The sequence below is a fragment of the Pseudomonas extremorientalis genome, from assembly GCF_001870465.1.
Classification (GTDB): Bacteria; Pseudomonadota; Gammaproteobacteria; order Pseudomonadales; family Pseudomonadaceae; genus Aquipseudomonas; species Aquipseudomonas extremorientalis.
Window position 1 is genome coordinate 131,699 of record NZ_MDGK01000060.1, and the last position, 20,170, is coordinate 151,868.

The 20,170-nt window shown below is 58.1% G+C and carries 22 protein-coding genes, 1 tRNA gene and 1 pseudogene; 4 read left to right on the forward strand and 20 right to left on the reverse strand.

Features of this window, described 5'->3' with window-relative positions; genetic code table 11:
• Window positions 1–45: 45 nt before the first annotated feature.
• From BFN10_RS30245 to thrS, 11 genes and pseudogenes are all read right to left on the reverse strand, one after another.
• A complete protein-coding gene (locus BFN10_RS30245) occupies window positions 46–483 on the reverse strand; it encodes a methyl-accepting chemotaxis protein (RefSeq protein ID WP_371322063.1) in 438 nt (145 codons plus the stop codon).
• Window positions 484–582: 99 nt separating this feature from the next.
• Window positions 583–1,359 (reverse strand): annotated as a pseudogene (locus tag BFN10_RS30250) (PAS domain-containing protein); the annotation flags it as partial.
• Window positions 1,360–1,574: 215 nt separating this feature from the next.
• A tRNA-Pro gene (locus tag BFN10_RS26355) sits at window positions 1,575–1,651 on the reverse strand.
• Between the two features lie 90 nt (window positions 1,652–1,741).
• Entirely contained in the window at window positions 1,742–2,098 is a 357-nt protein-coding gene (locus BFN10_RS26360) for a MerR family transcriptional regulator (protein WP_010209127.1), read from the reverse strand.
• On the reverse strand, window positions 2,079–2,381 hold the full coding sequence (gene ihfA / locus BFN10_RS26365) for an integration host factor subunit alpha (protein ID WP_002553164.1): 303 nt from the start codon (window positions 2,379–2,381) through the stop codon (window positions 2,079–2,081). The genes BFN10_RS26360 and ihfA overlap by 20 nt, the downstream gene beginning before the upstream one ends.
• 3 nt (window positions 2,382–2,384) lie before the next feature.
• Window positions 2,385–4,763, reverse strand: a complete 2,379-nt coding sequence (gene pheT, locus BFN10_RS26370; protein ID WP_071492187.1) for a phenylalanine--tRNA ligase subunit beta — start codon at window positions 4,761–4,763, stop codon at window positions 2,385–2,387.
• Window positions 4,764–4,789: 26 nt separating this feature from the next.
• Complete coding sequence (pheS, locus tag BFN10_RS26375) at window positions 4,790–5,806, reverse strand: phenylalanine--tRNA ligase subunit alpha (RefSeq protein ID WP_003192486.1); 1,017 nt, start codon at window positions 5,804–5,806, stop codon at window positions 4,790–4,792.
• A 108-nt stretch (window positions 5,807–5,914) separates the two neighbouring features.
• On the reverse strand, window positions 5,915–6,271 hold the full coding sequence (rplT, locus tag BFN10_RS26380; protein WP_002553161.1) for a 50S ribosomal protein L20: 357 nt from the start codon (window positions 6,269–6,271) through the stop codon (window positions 5,915–5,917).
• A gap of 30 nt (window positions 6,272–6,301) precedes the next feature.
• Complete coding sequence (gene rpmI / locus BFN10_RS26385) at window positions 6,302–6,496, reverse strand: 50S ribosomal protein L35 (RefSeq protein WP_002553160.1); 195 nt, start codon at window positions 6,494–6,496, stop codon at window positions 6,302–6,304.
• Window positions 6,497–6,556: 60 nt separating this feature from the next.
• Window positions 6,557–7,108 (reverse strand): translation initiation factor IF-3, encoded by a 552-nt coding sequence (infC, locus tag BFN10_RS26390; protein ID WP_169850653.1) that lies wholly within the window; start codon window positions 7,106–7,108, stop codon window positions 6,557–6,559.
• On the reverse strand, window positions 7,108–9,030 hold the full coding sequence (thrS, locus tag BFN10_RS26395) for a threonine--tRNA ligase (protein ID WP_003192490.1): 1,923 nt from the start codon (window positions 9,028–9,030) through the stop codon (window positions 7,108–7,110). Before thrS ends, infC begins: the two co-directional genes overlap by 1 nt.
• Window positions 9,031–9,397: 367 nt before the next feature.
• On the opposite strand from thrS, the gene BFN10_RS26400 reads away from it, so the two are divergent.
• Window positions 9,398–9,712 carry a hypothetical protein gene (locus BFN10_RS26400; protein ID WP_016978147.1) on the forward strand — a complete coding sequence of 105 codons (315 nt, stop codon included), beginning with the start codon at window positions 9,398–9,400 and terminating at the stop codon, window positions 9,710–9,712.
• A gap of 289 nt (window positions 9,713–10,001) precedes the next feature.
• Window positions 10,002–10,214, forward strand: coding sequence for a cold-shock protein (locus BFN10_RS26405; protein ID WP_003234260.1), 213 nt, complete (start codon window positions 10,002–10,004; stop codon window positions 10,212–10,214).
• Between the two features lie 73 nt (window positions 10,215–10,287).
• Here BFN10_RS26405 and BFN10_RS26410 read toward each other — a convergent pair whose 3' ends face one another.
• Window positions 10,288–10,608: an I78 family peptidase inhibitor gene (locus BFN10_RS26410; RefSeq protein ID WP_071492188.1), complete on the reverse strand. Its 321-nt coding sequence runs from the start codon at window positions 10,606–10,608 to the stop codon at window positions 10,288–10,290.
• Between the two features lie 143 nt (window positions 10,609–10,751).
• Entirely contained in the window at window positions 10,752–11,060 is a 309-nt protein-coding gene (locus tag BFN10_RS26415) for a hypothetical protein (RefSeq protein ID WP_071492213.1), read from the reverse strand.
• Between the two features lie 170 nt (window positions 11,061–11,230).
• On the opposite strand from BFN10_RS26415, the gene BFN10_RS26420 reads away from it, so the two are divergent.
• The gene (locus BFN10_RS26420) at window positions 11,231–11,443 is read left to right on the forward strand and encodes a hypothetical protein (protein WP_015884938.1); all 213 of its coding nucleotides are present in this window, start codon (window positions 11,231–11,233) and stop codon (window positions 11,441–11,443) included.
• A 24-nt stretch (window positions 11,444–11,467) separates the two neighbouring features.
• Here the strand turns inward: BFN10_RS26420 and BFN10_RS26425 are convergent, their stop codons facing one another.
• Genes BFN10_RS26425 through BFN10_RS26455 form a run of 7 tightly spaced genes read right to left on the reverse strand, consistent with a single transcriptional unit; the run spans window position 11,468 to window position 18,432 of the window.
• Window positions 11,468–12,496 (reverse strand): nucleoside hydrolase, encoded by a 1,029-nt coding sequence (locus BFN10_RS26425; RefSeq protein ID WP_071492189.1) that lies wholly within the window; start codon window positions 12,494–12,496, stop codon window positions 11,468–11,470.
• A gap of 25 nt (window positions 12,497–12,521) precedes the next feature.
• Window positions 12,522–12,926, reverse strand: a complete 405-nt coding sequence (rbsD, locus tag BFN10_RS26430; protein ID WP_071492190.1) for a D-ribose pyranase — start codon at window positions 12,924–12,926, stop codon at window positions 12,522–12,524.
• Window positions 12,923–13,840 (reverse strand): ribokinase, encoded by a 918-nt coding sequence (gene rbsK / locus BFN10_RS26435; protein WP_071492191.1) that lies wholly within the window; start codon window positions 13,838–13,840, stop codon window positions 12,923–12,925. The genes rbsD and rbsK overlap by 4 nt, the downstream gene beginning before the upstream one ends.
• Before the next feature lie 23 nt (window positions 13,841–13,863).
• Window positions 13,864–14,886: a LacI family DNA-binding transcriptional regulator gene (locus tag BFN10_RS26440; RefSeq protein ID WP_071492192.1), complete on the reverse strand. Its 1,023-nt coding sequence runs from the start codon at window positions 14,884–14,886 to the stop codon at window positions 13,864–13,866.
• 3 nt (window positions 14,887–14,889) lie between these two features.
• Window positions 14,890–15,867 (reverse strand): ABC transporter permease, encoded by a 978-nt coding sequence (locus BFN10_RS26445; protein ID WP_017528200.1) that lies wholly within the window; start codon window positions 15,865–15,867, stop codon window positions 14,890–14,892.
• Window positions 15,864–17,417 (reverse strand): sugar ABC transporter ATP-binding protein, encoded by a 1,554-nt coding sequence (locus BFN10_RS26450; RefSeq protein ID WP_071492193.1) that lies wholly within the window; start codon window positions 17,415–17,417, stop codon window positions 15,864–15,866. Before BFN10_RS26450 ends, BFN10_RS26445 begins: the two co-directional genes overlap by 4 nt.
• 58 nt (window positions 17,418–17,475) lie before the next feature.
• Window positions 17,476–18,432: a sugar ABC transporter substrate-binding protein gene (locus tag BFN10_RS26455; RefSeq protein ID WP_016978157.1), complete on the reverse strand. Its 957-nt coding sequence runs from the start codon at window positions 18,430–18,432 to the stop codon at window positions 17,476–17,478.
• A 553-nt stretch (window positions 18,433–18,985) separates the two neighbouring features.
• On the opposite strand from BFN10_RS26455, the gene BFN10_RS26460 reads away from it, so the two are divergent.
• Entirely contained in the window at window positions 18,986–20,074 is a 1,089-nt protein-coding gene (locus BFN10_RS26460; protein WP_071492194.1) for an asparaginase, read from the forward strand.
• The last annotated feature ends 96 nt before the right edge of the window (window positions 20,075–20,170 follow it).

The window sequence follows — 20,170 nt, forward strand, 5'->3', positions numbered from 1 at the left end:
CCAGGCCCCATCCTTGATGACAGCTTTGGCGCGCCCTTTCGCTCCCTAAGCCAACTGGGTCGCAAACCTGCCCACGGCGTCGACTACTTGCTTGGCACCGTCCTGGATTTCAACAATCACCTGGCCTGCCTGAGTGGCAAGTTCCAGGCCTTGCTCGGCTTGGGACTTGCTGTTGGCCATCTCAGCGACGGTCTCATCGACCAACTTCTGATTCTGCAAGACAACCGACGCGATTTCTTCAGTCGCCGTGCTGGTTCTGCCCGCCAATTGTCGAACCTCATCAGCCACAACGGCAAATCCTCGACCTTGTTCACCTGCGCGAGCCGCTTCAATCGCAGCATTCAAAGCAAGAAGATTGGTTTGCTGCGCGATGCTGCTGATCGTCTGAATAATTGAGCTGATCAACAATGACTGTTTGCCCAGCGCTTCTACTCCCCCGGAGGCCGCCTGCATATCAACGGCAATCTTACGCATGGTATGCATCGTATCGTTGACGACGACTGCGCCTCGTTGAGCGCTGACATCCGTTTGCTGAGAAATTTCAAATGCCGTCTGGGCGGCCCCGCTCACTTCTTGCTCACGGGCCACCTGATCGGTCACTACCGTGGCGAACTTCACCACTTTGCAAAGATTGCCTTCGGTGTCGTAAACCGGGTTGTAGGTCGCTTCCAGCCACACCGTTTGGCCGCGACTGTCTATACGTTCGAACCGGCCGGCAACAAATTCACCTCTGTTCAGCTTTGCCCAGAAGTCCTTGTACGTCTGGGACGAAGTCAGCTCCGGTTTACAGAAAACCCGGTGATGGCTCCCTTTTGCCTGTCCCAGGTTGTAGCCCATGGCTTGTAGAAACTGATCATTCGCCATCAGTACATGCCCGGAGAGATCAAACTCGATCACCGCAGTAGAACGTAATAACGCCTCAATGAACGACGCGTTTTCCGAGGCTTTTTCCACTCGGGAGGTAATGTTCGTCGCGTAGCAAGTGACATGACTCAACTGGCCGCTCGCGTCCATGATTGGCTGCCAATGTGCATGAATCCACACCAACGAACCATTGGCATGAAGGTATCTGTAATCGTCGCTGATTGACTTACCCGCGGCCACCGCCGCTCGAAAGTTATGAAAGCACGGCAGTTTGGAGACATACGAGGGAACAATCTCGGCCATGGCGCGACCGACAAGCTGATCCGGAGCGTAGCCCAGCGTATTTCCAAAGTTTTCGTTGCAGGCCGTGATGTTAAACGACGAGTCGATACTCAACGTCAGCATTTCACGGTTCAGACCATCGCGCAGTTGGCGAAGCTCTAACAGTTCACTGGTCTGAGATTGAAGCTGTTTCTTAAGGCTTGCATTGAACATAGGACATCGCCTCTTGGGTCATACCTATCGTATCGGCGTCTCATGGCGCAAATTGAGGGCATGACCAAGAACTATCAGCGGGACCCATGGGGAAATCATCTGGTCCGAGGCAGTTCCGGATCTGAACATCAGCGAAATCAACGAGAAGTTTTGTGCAGGCACAAAAAAGCCGATCTAACTGATCGGCTTAAGAGTCTGATTTTACTCAGGAATAATGGTCGGGACGGAGTGATTCGAACACTCGACCCCTAGCACCCCATGCTAGTGCGCTACCGGACTGCGCTACGCCCCGACTAGGCGTGTTACTGGGTTTGCTTCTTGACGAAGCGAACCGGAATATACCGCAAGCTTTTGAAATGTGGAAGTATTTTAAAAGCCGGAATTACTTTTTCAGCACCACCAGCACATCTTCGAGTTCGGCGATCATCTGGCGGATCATTTGTTTGTATTGGGTGGTGTCGTCTTTGGCTTCATCACCGGACATACGCTGGCGCGCGCCGCTGATGGTAAACCCCTGATCGTAGAGCAACGCTCGGATCTGTCGGATCATCAGCACATCCTGGCGCTGATAATACCGACGGTTCCCGGTGCGTTTGACGGGGTTGAGCTGAGGAAACTCCTGCTCCCAATAGCGCAGCACGTGCGGCTTTACCGCACAAAGCTCGCTGACTTCACCAATGGTGAAGTAGCGTTTGCCTGGGATGACGGGTAGCTCGTCGTTATGACTTGGTTCCAGCATAAGCCTCAACTCGGGCCTTCAACTTCTGCCCTGGACGAAAGGTGACCACACGGCGAGCCGTGATCGGGATTTCTTCTCCCGTTTTTGGATTGCGGCCAGGCCGCTGGCGTTTGTCCCGCAGGTCAAAATTGCCGAAACCGGACAATTTGACCTGTTCGTTGTCTTCCAGAGCGTGTCTGATCTCTTCAAAAAACAGCTCGACCAATTCCTTGGCCTCACGCTTGTTCAGACCCAACTCTTCGTACAGACGTTCCGCCATCTCAGCTTTCGTCAAAGCCCCCATACGTCACTTCCTTAACGTGGCGTTCAACCTTTGTTCGAGCGAGGTGAGGATATTTTGTGTCGTGGCATTCACCTCATCGTCATTAAGAGTGCGCGATGGATGCTGCCAGGTCAAGCCAACTGCAAGGCTTTTTCTATGCGGATCAATACCTTTACCCTGATAGACGTCAAATAGCCTGAGGTCTGTCAGCCATTCCCCTGCATTTTCACGGATTACATCCAGAACGGCAGTGGCAGCCACGTCACGGTCGGCAATCAGCGCCAGGTCACGGCGCACTTCAGGGAAGCGCGACAGTTCGCTGAATTTAGGCATTTTGCCCGAAGCCACTTCAGCCAGGACCAGTTCGAACACAAACACCGGACGATCAAGACCGAGGGTTTTCGACAGTTCAGGGTGAAGGGCACCGACGAAACCTACCAAACGCCCTTCGCGCTCGATGCGTGCTGTCTGGCCTGGGTGCAACGCCGGATGGCTGCCTGGTACGAAGGTGAAGGCGTCCAGTGCACCGGCAAAGCCCAGCACCGCTTCCACGTCAGCCTTGACGTCGAAGAAGTCCACGGCATCGCGGCCCTGTGCCCAGCCTTCCGGCAGGCGGCTACCGCACACCACGCCAGCCAGCATTGGCTCTTGCTTCAGGCCATCGAGCTGGCCAACGAAACGCAGGCCGCTCTCGAACATGCGCACGCGGTCTTGCTGACGATTCAGGTTATGGGAAAGTGCTTTCACCAGGCCTGGCCACAGGGACGAACGCATGGCCGCCATGTCGTTGGAGATCGGGTTCGCCAACAGCAGCGGCTCGACGCCAGGGTTGAACAGTTCGAACTGCTTGGGATCGATGAAACTGTAGGTCACCGCTTCCTGGTAGCCACGGGCAACCAGCAGGCGACGCAGCTCAGGCAGGTGCGCACGCGCCTCGGCCTTGGGTTGCGGCGCCAGGCGCGCTTGCGGGTAACGAACCGGCAGGCGGTTGTAGCCGTAGAGGCGGGCCAGTTCTTCGATCAGGTCGACTTCCAGGCTGATATCGAAGCGATGGCTTGGTACTTCAACGCTCCACTGCCCTTCCCCACCGGCGGAAATACCCAGGCCGAGGGCGGACAACAGTTGCTCGATTTCAGCCGGTTCGATCACCAGGCCAAGCATCTGCTCAACACTTTTGGCACGCAGGGTGATCGGCGCAACCGATGGCAGGAACTGCTTGTTGACGGTTTCGGTGATCGGGCCGGCTTCGCCGCCAGTGATTTCCAGCAGCAGGCCAGTGGCGCGCTCCATGGCTTCACGGGCGAGGTTCCAGTCCACGCCGCGCTCATAGCGGTGCGACGCGTCGGTGTGCAGGCCATAGGAACGGGCCTTGCCGGCGATAGCGATCTGGTCGAAGAATGCGCTTTCGAGGAATACATCGCGAGTGGTAGCGGATACGCCGCTGTGCTCGCCACCCATCACGCCGGCAATCGCCAGCGCGCGGGAGTGGTCGGCGATAACCAGGGTGTCTGCGCGAAGGCTGACTTCCTGACCATCGAGCAGCACCAGCTTCTCGCCTTCTTCCGCCATGCGCACACGGATGCCGCCGTTGATTTCGGCAAGGTCGAACGCGTGCAGCGGTTGACCCAGCTCCAGCATCACGTAGTTGGTGATGTCGACGGCAGCGTCGATGCTGCGCACGTCAGCGCGGCGCAGGCGTTCAACCATCCACAGCGGGGTGGGCCTGGACAGGTCGACGTTGCGGATCACCCGGCCCAGGTAACGTGGGCAGGCGTTGGGGGCCAGCACGTCGATCGGACGTACTTCGTCGTGCACAGCGAGTACAGCTGCAACGACCGGACGAGTGACCGGGGCGTTGTACAAAGCACCCACTTCACGCGCCAGGCCAGCCAGGGACAGGCAGTCGCCACGGTTCGGGGTCAGGTCGACCTCGATGCTGGCGTCTTCCAGTTCCAGATAAACACGGATGTCCTGGCCCACGGGCGCGTCGGCCGGCAGTTCCATCAGGCCATCATTGCCTTCGCCGACCTGCAGCTCCGCCTGGGAACACAGCATGCCGTTGGATTCAACGCCACGCAGCTTGGCCTTCTTGATCTTGAAGTCGCCCGGCAACTCGGCACCGATCATGGCGAACGGGATCTTCAGGCCCGGGCGCACATTGGGCGCTCCGCACACGACCTGGAAGGTTTCCGCGCCATTGCTCACCTGGCATACGCGCAACTTGTCAGCGTCGGGATGCTGCTCGGTGCTCAGCACCTCGCCTACCACCACCCCACTGAAAACACCGGCGGCCGGCGTAACGCTATCGACCTCAAGACCGGCCATCGACAGACGCGCAACCAGCTCGTCGCGATTAACCTGCGGGCTTACCCAGCCACGCAGCCATTGTTCACTGAATTTCATCCTGCTCTCCTAAAGATTCGTTACGACTAGCGAAATTGCGCGAGGAACCGCAAGTCGTTGTCGAAGAACAGACGCAAGTCGTTCACGCCGTAACGCAGCATGGCCAGACGCTCTACACCCATGCCGAAGGCAAAGCCCGAGAATTCTTCCGGATCGATGCCGGACATGCGCAGCACGTTGGGGTGAACCATGCCGCAGCCCATCACTTCCAGCCAGCCGGTCTGTTTGCAGACGCGGCAGCCTTTACCACTGCACATCACGCATTCCATATCGACTTCAGCGGACGGCTCGGTGAACGGGAAGAACGATGGACGGAAACGTACCGCCAGCTCCTTCTCGAAGAACACCCGCAGGAATTCTTCGATGGTGCCCTTGAGGTCGGCGAAGTTGATATCGCGATCAACCAGCAGGCCTTCGACCTGGTGAAACATCGGCGAGTGGGTGATATCGGAGTCGCTGCGGTATACACGGCCTGGGCAGACGATGCGGATCGGCGGCTTGTTCGCTTCCATGGTGCGGACCTGTACCGGCGAGGTATGGGTGCGCAACAACATGTTCGCGTTGAAATAGAAGGTGTCGTGCATCGACCGGGCCGGGTGGTGGCCTGGGATGTTGAGTGCCTCGAAATTGTGATAATCGTCTTCGACCTCAGGGCCTTCGGCGATGCCGTAGCCGATATGGGTGAAGAACTGTTCGATACGTTCCAGAGTCCGGGTGATCGGATGCAGACCGCCCGAGGCCTGACCACGGCCAGGCAGGGTTACGTCAATGGACTCGGCGGCGAGCTTGGCCGCAAGATCGGCCTCCTCGAGCGACGCCTTGCGCGCATTGAGCACCTCTGTGACACGCTCCTTGGCGACGTTGATCAGCGCACCGACTTGCGGGCGCTCTTCAGCCGGCAAATTCCCCAGGGTCTTCATCACCTGAGTCAATTCACCTTTCTTGCCAAGGTAGTGAACCCGGATTTGCTCCAGGGCATTTACATCTTCAGCGCTTTGCACAGCCTCAAGGGCTTGAGCGACGAGCGCGTCCAGGTTTTCCATGTACAGACTCCAGATACAAAATAGGGGAAGAGCTTGAAGGCTCTTCCCCTATTTATGACGTTTAACACCTTGGGCTACAGCGTAACCCAGGGTGACTGTCGGGGGTACTTAAGCCAAGGTGGCTTTAGCTTTCTCGACAATCGCAGCAAACGCCGCTTTTTCGTTCACTGCCAGATCAGCCAGAACCTTACGGTCGATCTCGATGGACGCTTTTTTCAGGCCAGCGATGAAACGGCTGTAGGACAGACCGTTAACACGTGCACCAGCGTTGATACGAGCGATCCACAGAGCGCGGAACTGACGTTTTTTCTGACGACGGTCACGGTAGGCGTATTGGCCTGCCTTGATTACCGCTTGCTTGGCAACACGGAATACGCGTGAACGCGCGCCGTAGTAGCCTTTAGCAAGTTTCAGAATTTTTTTGTGACGCTTACGGGCAATGACGCCACGCTTTACACGAGCCATGAGTTACTTCCTCTATTCTTGATCCAAAAATTAACGAAGGCGCAGCATGCGCTCGACTTTTGCCACGTCAGACGGATGCAGCAAGCTGCTACCGCGCAGTTGACGCTTACGCTTGGTCGACATTTTGGTCAGGATGTGGCTCTTGAAAGCGTGCTTGTGCTTGATACCGTTAGCAGTTTTCAGAAACCGCTTAGCAGCACCACTTTTAGTCTTCATCTTTGGCATGTTCGGATACTCCGCATTCAGTTGATAAACATAATCAGAAGGCCTGCCGTGCCCTGTTGATTACTTCTTCTTTTTCGGGGCGATGACCATGATCAGCTGGCGTCCTTCCATCTTAGGATGCTGTTCGACCGAACCGTACTCGAGCAGGTCAGCTTCAACCCGCTTGAGGAGTTCCATCCCCAGTTCCTGGTGGGCCATCTCACGGCCGCGGAATCGCAAGGATACCTTGGCCCTGTCCCCATCACTCAGGAAACGTACCAGGTTGCGCAGTTTTACCTGGTAATCCCCTTCCTCCGTCCCTGGACGAAACTTGATTTCTTTTACTTGAATCTGCTTCTGGTTCTTCTTCGCCGCAGCAATCTGCTTCTTCTTTTCGAAGATCGACTTGCCGTAGTCCATCACCCGGCAAACAGGCGGGACTGCGTCGGCGGAGATTTCCACCAGGTCCAGTTTGGACTCTTCAGCGATACGAAGCGCTTCATCAATCGAGACGATGCCAATCTGCTCGCCGTCAGCGCCAATTAACCGAACCTCGCGTGCCGAGATATTCTCGTTGATCGGGGCTTTCGGTGCAGCTCGTTTATCTTGTCTCATTTCACGCTTAATAATAATTACTCCGAATCTGGGCGACCACGCCGGGAAACCGCTTGCGCGAGGAACTCAGCGAACTGGGCGACGGGCATCGAGCCCAGGTCAGCACCTTCACGAGTACGCACAGCGACAGTCTGCATCTCGACTTCCCGATCTCCGATAACCAAAAGATAGGGAACCTTGAGCAAAGTATGCTCGCGGATTTTAAAGCCGATCTTTTCATTTCTCAAGTCGGACTTGGCACGAAATCCGCTTTCGTTGAGTGTTTTTTCAACTTCAGCGGCAAAATCTGCCTGTTTATCAGTGATATTCATGATCACTGCCTGGGTCGGAGCCAGCCACGCAGGGAATGCACCCTCGTAGTGCTCGATCAGGATCCCGACGAACCGTTCGAACGAGCCAAGGATCGCCCGGTGCAGCATAACCGGGTGCTTACGGCTGTTGTCTTCGGAGACGTATTCGGCTCCCAGACGGATCGGCAGGTTAAAATCGAGCTGCAGGGTACCACACTGCCAGACGCGGCCAAGGCAATCTTTCAGCGAGAACTCGATCTTCGGACCGTAGAAAGCGCCCTCGCCCGGTTGCAGGTCGTACGCAAGGCCCGCACTGTCGAGCGCAGCGGCCAGTGCCGCTTCGGCGCGGTCCCACAGTTCGTCGGAGCCGACGCGTTTTTCCGGACGAGTGGACAGCTTCATCTCGACTTCGGTAAAGCCGAAATCACGATAAACGTCCATGGTCAGCTTGATGAACGCGGCGGATTCGGCCTGCATCTGCTCCTCGGTGCAGAAGATGTGGGCGTCGTCCTGGGTAAAACCACGCACGCGCATGATGCCGTGCAGCGCACCCGATGGCTCGTTACGGTGGCAGGCACCGAACTCGGCCAGGCGCATCGGCAACTCGCGGTAGCTCTTCAGGCCCTGGTTGAACACCTGCACGTGGCAAGGGCAGTTCATGGGCTTGATGGCGTAGTCGCGGTTTTCCGACTGGGTGGTGAACATGTTGTCGGCGTAGTTGGCCCAGTGCCCGGACTTTTCCCACAGGCTGCGGTCAACGACCTGAGGTGTCTTGATCTCCAGGTAGCCATTTTCGCGCTGAACTTTGCGCATGTATTGCTCGAGCACCTGGTACAGGGTCCAGCCGTTCGGATGCCAGAACACCATGCCCGGCGCTTCTTCCTGGAGGTGGAACAGGTTCAGGCGCTTGCCGATCTTGCGGTGGTCGCGTTTCTCGGCTTCTTCGATGCGCTGGATGTAGGCCGCCAGTTGCTTCTTGTCAGCCCAGGCAGTGCCATAGATCCGCTGCAGTTGCTCGTTCTTCGCGTCGCCACGCCAGTAGGCGCCGGACAGCTTGGTCAGCTTGAAGGACTTGAGAAAGCGTGTGTTCGGCACGTGCGGGCCACGGCACATGTCGACGTATTCTTCGTGGTAGTACAGGCCCATGGCCTGCTCGTCCGGCATGTCTTCCACCAGGCGCAGTTTGTAGTCTTCGCCACGGGCGGTGAACACGTCGATCACTTCGGCGCGCGGCGTGACCTTCTTGATCACGTCGTAGTCTTTTTCGATCAGCGCGTGCATGCGTTGTTCGATGGCAGCCAGGTCGTCCGGAGTGAAAGGACGCTCGTAGGCAATGTCGTAATAGAAGCCTTCTTCAATGACCGGGCCGATCACCATCTTCGCGGTGGGGTACAGCTGCTTGACCGCATGGCCAATCAAGTGCGCGCAAGAGTGGCGAATGATCTCCAGCCCCTCTTGATCCTTGGGCGTGATGATTTGCAGGCTGGCGTCGCTGGTGATCAGGTCGCTGGCATCGACCAGCTTGCCGTCGACCTTGCCGGCTACAGTGGCCTTGGCCAGGCCTGCACCAATGGATGCGGCGACCTCGGCTACGGAAACCGGATGATCGAATGAACGTTGACTGCCGTCGGGAAGAGTAATAGTTGGCATGGCGCCTCCTCTCCTAGTGGTGACCCCTACCAAAGGTCACGTGGGTTGGGATGAGCCAGTACAAGATCCAACACCAGGCCGTTCAATGATGAACGCCTGCCTTACAGCGGCAGGAGCCTTTCGGCCAACCGATAATCGAACCAGAGTGACTGGAGTGAGCTAAAAAGAACCTGGCAAGGCGGCAATTGGCACGCCTGGAAATAGCCAAGCGCAAGATGCTAGCACAGATGAACGGTCATCGCGGCGCTGCTATCTTGCGTTACGACAAAATCCACCATTTATAGCTGCAAAAGTGAACTTGAGCTGTACGCAATGCCTCAAACCCACTGAGAATCGCCGTTCGTCCTCGACCCAAAGGAGCATCCTCATGATGCGTTTTACCTCTACCCTCGCTCTCGCCGCTTCCCTGACCCTTCTTTCCCTCGGTGCACAGGCGGCCGCTCCGTCCAACTGGCCTGCCGGTGCCCGTGACAGCTTCGTCAGCGATTGCAGCGCAGCCGCCAGCCAGAACGTAGACGTCAAAACTGCCAAAGCCCACTGCGAATGTGGCGCCGACAAGATCAACGCCGAATTGAGCACTGCGGAAATCAAAGAGCTCATGACCAACCAGAACGCCAGCCCGGAGCTTAAAAACAAAGCAGTCGCGGCTATTTCGTCCTGCAAAGTCGTGAAGAAAAAGTAATATCTGCCACAGATCAGACGGTTTTTTTACCGGTAAAACGGCTGTAAAACTGCCATTTCTCACAAATTACGCAGCTTTTACGGCTTTTTTTACCAGTTGATATTTCGGGCGCAAGCCCCGTAGATCGGGGCTTTCAGCCGGAACAGGGACTAAACGCAACGCTATTGATTAGCAAACAATGCCTTGGGGGGGCTCCCAAGCCGAACATTTCGACTATGATAGCCCGGTGTGCCCAGTTGGCCTGAGCAGCACAGCACTACTGAAAATATATGTTTCTTGGAGATACACCATGTCTAATCGCCAAACCGGCACCGTTAAATGGTTCAACGATGAAAAAGGCTTCGGCTTCATCACTCCTCAAGGTGGCGGTGACGACCTGTTCGTACACTTCAAAGCTATCGAAAGCGACGGTTTCAAAAGCCTGAAAGAAGGCCAAACCGTTTCCTTCGTGGCTGAGAAAGGCCAAAAGGGTATGCAAGCTGCACAGGTTCGCGGCGAGTAATTCTCCGCTGAGCTAAAAAAACCCCGTCCATGTGACGGGGTTTTTTATGGGCACTGCAAAAGCCTTGAGAGACTTAGCCGCAATTGACCCGCGTGATCACCAGGTTGTCATCGGTGTTCAGGTTGAGGCGGTCGGAGCGGTATTCCAGGGTGATCATGTCATTCGGCTTGAGGATCCGCGCGTTCTGCGCGCCGGCACGGGTACGCGCCTGCTCCAGCAACTGGGGCGAGGCTTTCTGGCCGATCGTGAATTCGGCAGCCTTCGACTCACAGCGGCTATGACCGGCGTCGGTCACGGCGGCGTCTTTGGCTGGCTCAGAGGCACCCGGGGTGCTGCAACCCGCCAACGCAAGTGCCGCCAACAAAGTACCGAATGATGCGAGCTTCCAAGGCATGAAGCCTCCTATGATAAAAATGGACAGAGATCGTGCGACAGCGATTGTGCGGATTGGTTTCAAGACGTAAACCGCCACCGGGCAAGTTTGCCTGAGTCGGGACAGGCATTCGCCCGCTCAATCGTGACCGGATATGAATGTGCTCAATAGATATCGATGTAGTCGAACGCAGGCTTCGGCCAGTTTTCCTTCAGTGCATTGAAGATCTGTGTCACCCAGACTTCATCACTGGCGGCCACATTCCCTACGTATCCGGAACCCTTGGCCCAAGTCTCCAGCCGGAACAGCAGCCCATCGATATCCACGCCACCGACAACCCTCCCTGAAGAGATATAGGCAATTCCGGCCTTGGTCACCCGCAACTGAGCATGTTCATCGTCACTGGCACTGGCGAGGAGCTGGCGCACATTCGCCAGCGTCAGGTTCTCGGGGTTGTTCAAATCGATCTGCACGTGGTGTCCCCGGCAATTAAACAGGCGGACAGTGTCGCACAGCAGCAGCGTCATGCCGAATCGACTCATGCCTAAGTATCAGTGCCAAACGCGATGCAAAATGGTTAACTGGCCCGGTAAGAACCGCGTTCCAGCGCATTGCCCAGTACTTTCAGCCCCGTGAGACCTACATGACCACCGTAACGCTCCAAGCCGATATCAAAGCCAAGTGGCCCCAAGGACAAAGCTCCTACAGCCCCGGCAGCCCAGAGGAATTGGCAATCATCGGCATCGACCTGCTGGTCAAGGAACTGGGTACGCAGGCAGCCCAAGCGTTCATCGGCCAGATATTCGAGAAATACCCGGCCGATCACATGGGGGCACACAACCCCGAGCGCGAATAAAAACCGGCCGGACCGGTCAACCCATTACTTCAGACGCGCCAGGCGCTCGGTCAGCAGATCGAAGAAGCCCTGGGCATCACCGTTCTCCACCCAGAACGCGTTCTTCGGTTGTTTCAGGCCGTCGTACCAGTCGACGATGGTCTGGCCGAAGGTTGGGCCTTCACGGCTGTCCACCACCACGTTGACCTCACGTCCGCTGAACAGCGAAGGCTTGAGCAGGTAGGCAATAACGGTTGCATCATGCACCGGGCCGCCGGGAATACCGTAGTGCTCCATGTCGCCCTTGACGTATTCATTGAGAATATCGCCAACCACCTTGCTCGCGTTGTTCTTGAGGTCGGCGATCTTTTTCAGGCGCGCTTCGCTGGTCAGAACCTTGTGGGTCACGTCCAGCGGCAGGTAGGTCAGCTTGACACCGCTCTTGAGCACAATCTCAGCCGCGACCGGGTCGGCGAACAGGTTGAACTCCGCCACCGGCGTGATATTGCCGCCGTTGAAGTGCGCGCCGCCCATTACCACCACTTCCTTGATGCCCTGAGTGATTTCCGGTGCCTGGGTCAGCGCCAGCGCCAGGTTCGTCTGCGGGCCGAGCATCGCGATGGTGATGCTGTGCGGCTTGGCAGTGCTGAGGGTATTGATCAGGTAATCAACGGCATTGCCGTCCGCCAGGCCCTTTTTCGGCTCATGCACGGTGACGCCGGAAATGCCCTCCTTACCGTGGATATTCTCGGCGTAGATCGGCGTGCGCAGCAGCGGTGCGGGCGCACCGGCGTACACCGGGATGTCCTCGCGCCCCGCCCATTCACGGGCCAGGCGTGCATTGCGGGAGGTCTTGTCCAGGCGCACGTTGCCGGCGACGGTGGTGAGCGCGCGAATGTTCAGCTCATCCTGGGAGGCCATGGCAAACAACAATGCCACCACATCATCGGCGCCTGGGTCGGTGTCGATGATCAGGTCGATTTTTTCCGCCGCCTGGGCGCTTGCAGCAGTGAGTGCAGACAAAAGCAGAACACTCCGGAACAGGTTTTTCAGGGTGGGAAGACCATATTGCATAAAACACTCCTTGTCGTTGAGAACGCTAGAACGTTACGCCGGACACCAGCGCGATATTGCAGTAAGGCTGGCATTCGCCAGTGCGCACCACCGCGCGCGCCTTGTGGCTGAGCTGCTTGAATTCGTCATGGCTGACCAGGCGCCGCTCACCGAGGGCCGCCTGCTCTGTGAGCGCATTGAGCTCGACCAGCGCCGGTGGTTGCTTGAGCAGGATTTCTTCCGCCAGCACATGGCGTTCAACCTGCATCTCGCTGAGCACGATACGCAAGGTGCTGATGAAATCCGGGATGCCCTGGGTCAACGCCAGGTCGATCAACTCGACACCCGGCGGCACTGGCAGGCCAGCGTCACCGATCACGAGGATGTCACCGTGCCCCAGGGAGGCGATCACACGCGACAGGGCAATATTGAGCAGAGGTGTCTTTTTCATGAGGGCACAAAACCTTGTACGTCATGCAGCGTTGGAATAGAGGGCTGCGCACCGGCGCGGGTGACCGACAATGCCGCCGCGACCTGGCCAAAACGAATGGCCTCGGCCTCGCTCTTGCCGTTGGCCAACGCCGCAGCAAAGCCACCGACGAACGTATCACCCGCTGCCGTTGTGTCTACCGCCTTGACCTTGGGCGCATGCAGGTGCTCGAAATTCTGGCCGTCGGTAAACAGTGCGCCCTGAGAACCCAGGGTGACGATGACTTTGCCGGCGCCCGCCTGGATCAGTTGGGTGGCCGCGGCCTTGGCACTGTCAATGGAGTCGACGGCCACGCCACTCAGTGCGCCAGCTTCGCTTTCATTGGGGATCAGGTAGTCGATCGAGGCGTACCACTCGGCCGGCAACGGCGCGCTGGCCGGTGCAGGGTTGAGGATCACCGTCTTGCCCAGCTCACGACCGCGCTTGAGGGCATAGCCTACCGTATTCATCGGCACTTCCAACTGGCAGACGATCACCTCAGCCGTCTGCAGCACCGCATCAAACGCCTGCAATGAGGCTGGCGTCAGTTCGCCGTTACTGCCCGCCACGATCACAATCGCGTTCTGACTGCTGTCGTCGACCACGATCAAGGCCACGCCACTGGAACCGTCCACGGTGCTGACGGCCTGGCAATCGATGCCTTCCACCACCAACGCATCGCGCAACTGGATGCCATAGGCATCGCTGCCGACACAGCCGATCATCGACACATCGGCCCCCAAGCGTGCGGAGGCTACCGCCTGGTTCGCACCCTTGCCGCCAGGTACGGTTGAGAATGTCTGGCCGATCAAGGTTTCACCGGCACGGGGCAAACGGCTGGCACGGGTGACCAGGTCCATGTTCAAGCTGCCTATTACCACTACTTTTGCTGGCATACATCAGTACTCATCAATTCGGTTCAGCGGTATTGGGCGAACGTACCGGAGACAGGTGCCGTCGACTCACGCAACACGATGCTCGGCGTCACGATGCGTTGATCGAATGGCATTTGGGGTGTTGCAATTCTTCGCAGTAAAAGCTCGGCGGCCGTCTCGCCCAGCTGCACGATCGACTGCCCGACCGTGGTCAGCGCCGGGTAGACGTAACGGCTCATTTGAATGTCATCGAAACCGATCACAGACAGCTCGCCGGGTACGCGGATATTGCGCTCTGCCGCTGCACGCAATACGCCGAAACCTATCATGTCGTTACTGGCAAAAATCGCACTGGGCGGGTTTTGCGCCAGCAATTGCACAGCGGCGGCATAACCGCCCGTGCTGGTGAAATCGCTTTCCTGGGTGCGGTTGGCAGCCACCTCGACACCGGCCTCGCGCAACGCACGGTGAAAGCCCGCCAAACGCATTTGTGCGACACGGGTATGGGCAGGGCCGCCAATGCAAGCAATGTCGCGATGGCCCAATTCGAGCAGGTGCCGGGTCGCCAGGTAGGCGCCCTCCTCGTGATCGATACGCACCAGGTCCACATCAATGCCATCCAGCGCCCGGTCGACGATCACCATGGGCGTGCGCACTGCGCTCAAGCCGGCGGCGAGGCCACTGTCATCGCCGCCCACCGATGTGACGATCAAGCCGTCGATGCGCTTTTCCAGCAACACGCGCAAATAGTTGCGCTGCTTTTCAGCGTTGTCGTCGGAGTTGCACAGGATGACGCAGTAGCCGTTACGCTCGCAGTAATCCTCGATGCCGCGAGCCAACTCCGCAAAATACGGGTTGAGGCTGTTGGGCACCAGCAAACCGATGGTGGCCGTGGTCTTGGCCTTGAGTGAGCGCGCGACGGCACTGGGCACGTAGTCGAGCTGCTTGATCGCCGCTTCAACCTTGATGCGCACCGGCTCACTGACCGGGCGGGTCTTGTTCACCACATGGGACACCGTGGTGTAGGAAATACCCGCAAGCGCTGCCACATCCTTGATGGTTGCCATGGTTCAACCCCGCCGACTGGCGCGCCGGCTGCGGTAGGTATCGAGTACCACGGCAATCACGATCACGGCACCGGTGATGATGCGCTTGGTCGGTTCCGTGGCACCGATCTGCGCCAGGCCAGCCGCCAGTACCGAAATAATCAACACACCAAAGAAAGTACTGATTACCGAGCCGCGCCCGCCCATCAGGCTGGTGCCGCCGATCACCACAGCCGCAATCACTTGCAGCTCCAGGCCGGAGCCGGCGTTCGGGTCCGCCGCTTCCAGGCGCGAAATCTGGAACAGCGCCGCCACGCCGGCCAGCAGGCCCATGAGGCTGAACACCAGGATCTTGTAGGGCTTTGGATTGATCCCCGCCAGGCGCACGGCCTCTTCGTTGGTGCCGATACCTATCAGGTAACGACCAAACACAGTACGGGTCAACACCAACTGCGCGACGATGATCACCAGCAACGCGATGATGAACGACGGCGAGATACCAAAGGCAATCGGGTTGGACAGCCAGGCGAACGAATCCCCGATGTAGGCGGTGCGCGAGCCGGTCATCTGGTAGGCGACGCCCCGGGCCATTTCCAGCACGCCGAGGGAGACGATAAACGACGGAATGCGCCAGGCCACGGTGATCGAGCCGGTGATGGTGCCGGCCAAGGCCGCACAGCCCATGCCCAGTACGGCAGCCGGCAACACGCTCCAGCCCCAGCCGAGGATCGCCACGCTGACGGCCGATGCAGCCAGTGCCAGCACCGAGCCCACCGACAGGTCGATCCCGCCGATGATCAGGATGAAAGTCATGCCCACCGCCAGCACCATGAGGTCCGGAATCTGGTTGGCCAGGGTACTGAAGGTGTCATAGGACAGGAAGTGATCGCTGAGCACCGAGAACAGCGCAATCATCGCCAGCAAGGCACCCGCAAGACCCAGGTAGGTACCCAGGCCATAGAAGTTGCCGCCGGTCTTGCCAGGGGAAGTTGTGGTTTTCATGGGGTATCCCTAAGCACTGCGTCGTTGAGCAGCGCATCACGTTTCTGATAGCCGGCGAAGGCGGCGGCGAGCAATTCATCCTGGGTCCAGCTGTCGCGCTCGAACGTCTCGATCAAGCGCCCGGCGGACAATACACCGATGCGATCGCAGATCAGCATGAGCTCACGCAGGTCGCTGGACACCACCACCAGCGCTTTGCCCTGGCGGGTCAACTCGCCCAGCAAGGCATAAATATCGAACTTGGCACCCACGTCGATGCCGCGGGTTGGCTCGTCGAACAGCATCACCGAGCAGTCGCGCTCCAGCCAGCGGCCAATAACTACCTTCTGCTGGTTACCGCCAGACAGTTCGGAGACCAACTGCGCCGGACTGGAACTGCGGATGCGCATGGCGTCAATCTGACGCTTGGCCAAGGCGGTTTCGTCGCGGCTGTTGACCACCCCACCGCCAGAGATTTCCGGCATATTGCCCAGAGCGATGTTGGCGCTGATGGACTGGGTCAGCAGCAGCCCTTCACCCTTGCGGTCTTCGGTGATCAGGGCAATGCCGTGGCCTACCGCGTCCACGGGCGAGCGGATGCTCACCACCTGGGCCGGCGAACCGAGCGCCACGGTGCCGCTGTCGGCCAGGTCGGCGCCGAAGATCAGGCGCAACAATTCAGTACGGCCGGCACCGATCAAGCCGGAGATGCCATAGATCTCGCCCGCACGCACTTCAAAGGACACGTCGCGGACCTTGTCCGAGCGGGTCAGGCCTTTTACGGTCAGCGCCGGCCCCCCGATGGTTCGCGGGCCCAGGTCGATGTGCTCGCCCAGCTCACGACCGACCATCAAGGTGACCAGTTGCTCGCTGTTGTAGTTGGCCATCGGCTCGACACAGACCAGCTTGCCGTCGCGCAGTACCGCAATACGTTGGGCAACACGGGCCAGCTCTTCCAGCCGGTGCGAAATATAGATGATCGCCACGCCCCTGGCCTGCAGACGGGTGATCTGTTCGAACAGCATCTCGACTTCACGGGCCGTGAGCATGGCCGTGGGTTCGTCAAGGATCAGCACGTGACAATCGCCGATCAGGTTGCGTGCGATTTCGACCATTTGCTGATGACCAATGCCCAGGCTGCCAACCAGGGTGTCAGGGTCGATAGCGTCCAGCCCGACCTGGGCCATGGCCTCGACCGCCGCCTTGCGCAGTTGCTTGCGGCTGATCCAGCCGCAGTGGCTGGGCAGGTTATCCAGGAACAGGTTTTCGGCAACGGTCAGCGTCGGCAGCAGGTTGAGTTCCTGCATGACCATGCGCACGCCCAGCTCTTCAGCCTGGGTGCGGCTGCCAGGGCGATAATCCTGGCCGTTGAACTGCATCTGCCCGGTGGTCGGCGTGACCAGCCCGCCGATGATCTTCGACAAGGTACTTTTGCCTGCGCCGTTTTCACCGGTCAGCGCCAGCACTTCCCCACGATTGAGCGTCAGGGTGATGTCGGACAGAACCGGTTGGGCATAGGTCTTGCCGATACCGCTGACCGAGAGGACAGCGTTCGGGGCGGAAGATGACATAGGAAAATCTCCAGGCGCCCGCCCAGGACGAGCGGGCGCTGTTGGGGTATTGCCGGAATTACTTCTTGAGGACGAGTTCGACCGGGGTCTCGATCACGCCGTCCTTGGCATCGACTTTCTCACCCTTGACCAGCTTGAGCGCATTCTGGATACCGAACACGGCTTGCTGCGCAGCGGCCTGGTCAGCGGTCGCCAGCACACGACCGTCCTGCAGCATCGGCTTGATGGCTTCGATGTTGTCGTAGCCTACGACCAGCACCTTGCCGGCTTTGCCTGCCGCACGCACGGCGGAGACTGCGCCCAGGGCCATGTTGTCGTTACCGGCCAGCAGGGCCTTGAGGTCCGGGTATTCGCTCAGCATGGCGGACGCCACTTTCTGGCCCTGGTCGATTTCCCAGTTGCCGGATTGAGTGGACACAATCTTCATGCCGGCAGCGTCCATCGCGTCCTTGTAGCCTGCGGTACGTTGCTGGGCGTTGGTGGTGGTCGGCACACCTTCGATGATGCCGACCTTGTCACCCGAGGCCAGTTGCTTGGCCAGGTAGTCACCCACCAGTTTCGAGCCTTTACGGTTGTCCGGGCCTACGAACGGGATATCGAGGTTCTTGCTTTTAAGCACATCCGGGTCGAGGCGGTTATCGATGTTGACGACCTTGATACCGGCATCCGAGGCCTTCTTCAGCACGGTGACCAGTGCCTTCGAATCGGCAGGCGCGATCACGATGGCGTTGACCTTGGCGAGGATCATCTGGTTGACGATATCAATCTGCGCGCTGGTGTCGGTTTCGTTCTTGATCCCGTTGGTGATCATGTCGAAATCGGCGGCGTGCTCTTTCTGATACGTCTTGGCACCGTCCTGCATGGTGACGAAGAATTCATTGGCGAGGGATTTCATGACCAGGCCGACCTTGGGTTTGGCGGCGTCATCGGCAAATGCAGAGGAGAGAGGCAGGGCAGCGGATGCGGCGGCAAGCACAGCGACAGCAAGAAGACGTCCAGCGAATGGCAGCTTCATGGGTTCACTCCGATCTTATGATTATTGTGAGCAACGCTTGCACCGAAGACCCCTTCGGCAGCCTTCCCACCCGGGGGACTGATACGAGCTGTCACGATACTCAATGAGTACTTCGTGAAACATCTCGCAAACGTTTGCGTTGTTCAAACTATGAGAAACTTGTCGAGATTTGTCAACGGTTGAAAACAGCCTTTCATCCAGGCCGTCCCTCACGCTTGGGCATAGATGCAGCTAAACATCACACACTTCCTATCGTTGTCTGAAACGACAGGCTGGAACGCACCATTCATGCATCCCCCAGAGCCAGGCGATCAACTTTTTCGGACAACCGAACGCAATGCAGTGCGATGTTCGGAAAGCCGGACACCCACATGATCAACAAGCTCGAAAAATCAATATTAACTGTTATAAATCAATAATTTAAATTGTTTTAGCGTTTACGCTGAGCCTGGTATAGATCCTGCTCTACCTCATCACCTCGTGGCATTCAGAACCGCACGGGTGTTCTAGATGAACCTGCTACAGCACTCATCAAAAACCAGAGAGAAAAATAATGAAATCTGCACTGAAGACTTTTGTTCCGGGCGCGTTAGCCCTCCTGCTGTTGTTCCCCGTTGCCGCCCAGGCAAAGGAAGTTGAAACCAAGACCAAACTGTCCAACGTGGTGATCCTCGCCACCGGCGGTACCATTGCCGGCGCCGGTGCCAGCGCAGCCAACAGCGCCACCTACCAGGCAGCGAAAGTCGGTATCGAGCAATTGATCGCTGGTGTTCCTGAGCTTAGCCAGATCGCCAATGTGCGTGGCGAGCAAGTGATGCAAATTGCGTCCGAAAGCATCAACAATGACAACCTGCTGCAACTGGGTCGCCGCGTCGCCGAACTGGCCGACAGCAAGGATGTGGACGGCATCGTGATCACCCACGGTACCGACACCCTCGAAGAAACCGCCTACTTCCTGAACCTGGTGGAGAAAACCGACAAGCCAATCGTGGTGGTCGGCTCCATGCGACCAGGCACCGCCATGTCGGCGGACGGCATGCTCAACCTGTACAACGCTGTGGCCGTGGCGGGCAGCAAGGATGCACGCGGCAAAGGCGTGCTGGTCACCATGAACGACGAGATCCAGTCGGGTCGCGACGTCAGCAAGATGATCAATATCAAGACCGAAGCGTTCAAGAGCCCATGGGGCCCACTGGGCATGGTGGTTGAAGGAAAATCCTACTGGTTCCGCTTGCCGGCCAAGCGTCACACCATGGATTCGGAATTCGATATCAAGAACATCAAGAGCCTGCCGGACGTCGAGATCGCCTATGGCTACGGCAACGTGAGCGACACTGCCTACAAGGCCCTGGCTCAAGCAGGCGCCAAAGCCATCATCCACGCCGGCACTGGCAACGGCTCCGTGTCCTCCAAAGTCGTACCTGCCCTGGTGGAACTGCGCAAACAGGGTGTACAGATCATTCGCTCTTCCCACGTGAATGCCGGTGGCATGGTTTTGCGCAACGCCGAACAGCCTGACGACAAATACGACTGGGTGGCTGCACTCGACCTGAACCCGCAGAAAGCCCGCATCCTGGCCATGGTCGCCTTGACCAAGACCCAAGACAGCAAAGAGCTGCAGCGCATGTTCTGGGAATACTGATTCCTGACTGTCCCCCTGCAGGAGCGAGCATGCTCGCTCCTGCACCATCCCGCCCCGCCCTACACCCAATTGCCTGAATTGCTGTAAGACGAACTT

Coding starts and splice junctions, on each gene's coding strand:
- pheT (WP_071492187.1), bottom strand. CDS start 4,763: ATGAAATTCAGTGAACAATGGCTGCGTGGCTGGGTAAGCCCGCAGGTT.
- BFN10_RS26425 (WP_071492189.1), bottom strand. CDS start 12,496: ATGCAATATGGTCTTCCCACCCTGAAAAACCTGTTCCGGAGTGTTCTG.
- rplT (WP_002553161.1), bottom strand. CDS start 6,271: ATGGCTCGTGTAAAGCGTGGCGTCATTGCCCGTAAGCGTCACAAAAAA.
- BFN10_RS26400 (WP_016978147.1), top strand. CDS start 9,398: ATGATGCGTTTTACCTCTACCCTCGCTCTCGCCGCTTCCCTGACCCTT.
- BFN10_RS26360 (WP_010209127.1), bottom strand. CDS start 2,098: ATGCTGGAACCAAGTCATAACGACGAGCTACCCGTCATCCCAGGCAAA.
- rbsK (WP_071492191.1), bottom strand. CDS start 13,840: ATGCCAGCAAAAGTAGTGGTAATAGGCAGCTTGAACATGGACCTGGTC.
- rpmI (WP_002553160.1), bottom strand. CDS start 6,496: ATGCCAAAGATGAAGACTAAAAGTGGTGCTGCTAAGCGGTTTCTGAAA.
- BFN10_RS26455 (WP_016978157.1), bottom strand. CDS start 18,432: ATGAAGCTGCCATTCGCTGGACGTCTTCTTGCTGTCGCTGTGCTTGCC.
- BFN10_RS26445 (WP_017528200.1), bottom strand. CDS start 15,867: ATGAAAACCACAACTTCCCCTGGCAAGACCGGCGGCAACTTCTATGGC.
- BFN10_RS26450 (WP_071492193.1), bottom strand. CDS start 17,417: ATGTCATCTTCCGCCCCGAACGCTGTCCTCTCGGTCAGCGGTATCGGC.
- BFN10_RS26440 (WP_071492192.1), bottom strand. CDS start 14,886: ATGGCAACCATCAAGGATGTGGCAGCGCTTGCGGGTATTTCCTACACC.
- BFN10_RS26410 (WP_071492188.1), bottom strand. CDS start 10,608: ATGCCTTGGAAGCTCGCATCATTCGGTACTTTGTTGGCGGCACTTGCG.
- BFN10_RS26460 (WP_071492194.1), top strand. CDS start 18,986: ATGAAATCTGCACTGAAGACTTTTGTTCCGGGCGCGTTAGCCCTCCTG.
- thrS (WP_003192490.1), bottom strand. CDS start 9,030: ATGCCAACTATTACTCTTCCCGACGGCAGTCAACGTTCATTCGATCAT.
- ihfA (WP_002553164.1), bottom strand. CDS start 2,381: ATGGGGGCTTTGACGAAAGCTGAGATGGCGGAACGTCTGTACGAAGAG.
- rbsD (WP_071492190.1), bottom strand. CDS start 12,926: ATGAAAAAGACACCTCTGCTCAATATTGCCCTGTCGCGTGTGATCGCC.
- BFN10_RS26405 (WP_003234260.1), top strand. CDS start 10,002: ATGTCTAATCGCCAAACCGGCACCGTTAAATGGTTCAACGATGAAAAA.
- pheS (WP_003192486.1), bottom strand. CDS start 5,806: ATGGAAAACCTGGACGCGCTCGTCGCTCAAGCCCTTGAGGCTGTGCAA.
- BFN10_RS26420 (WP_015884938.1), top strand. CDS start 11,231: ATGACCACCGTAACGCTCCAAGCCGATATCAAAGCCAAGTGGCCCCAA.
- BFN10_RS30245 (WP_371322063.1), bottom strand. CDS start 483: ATGCATACCATGCGTAAGATTGCCGTTGATATGCAGGCGGCCTCCGGG.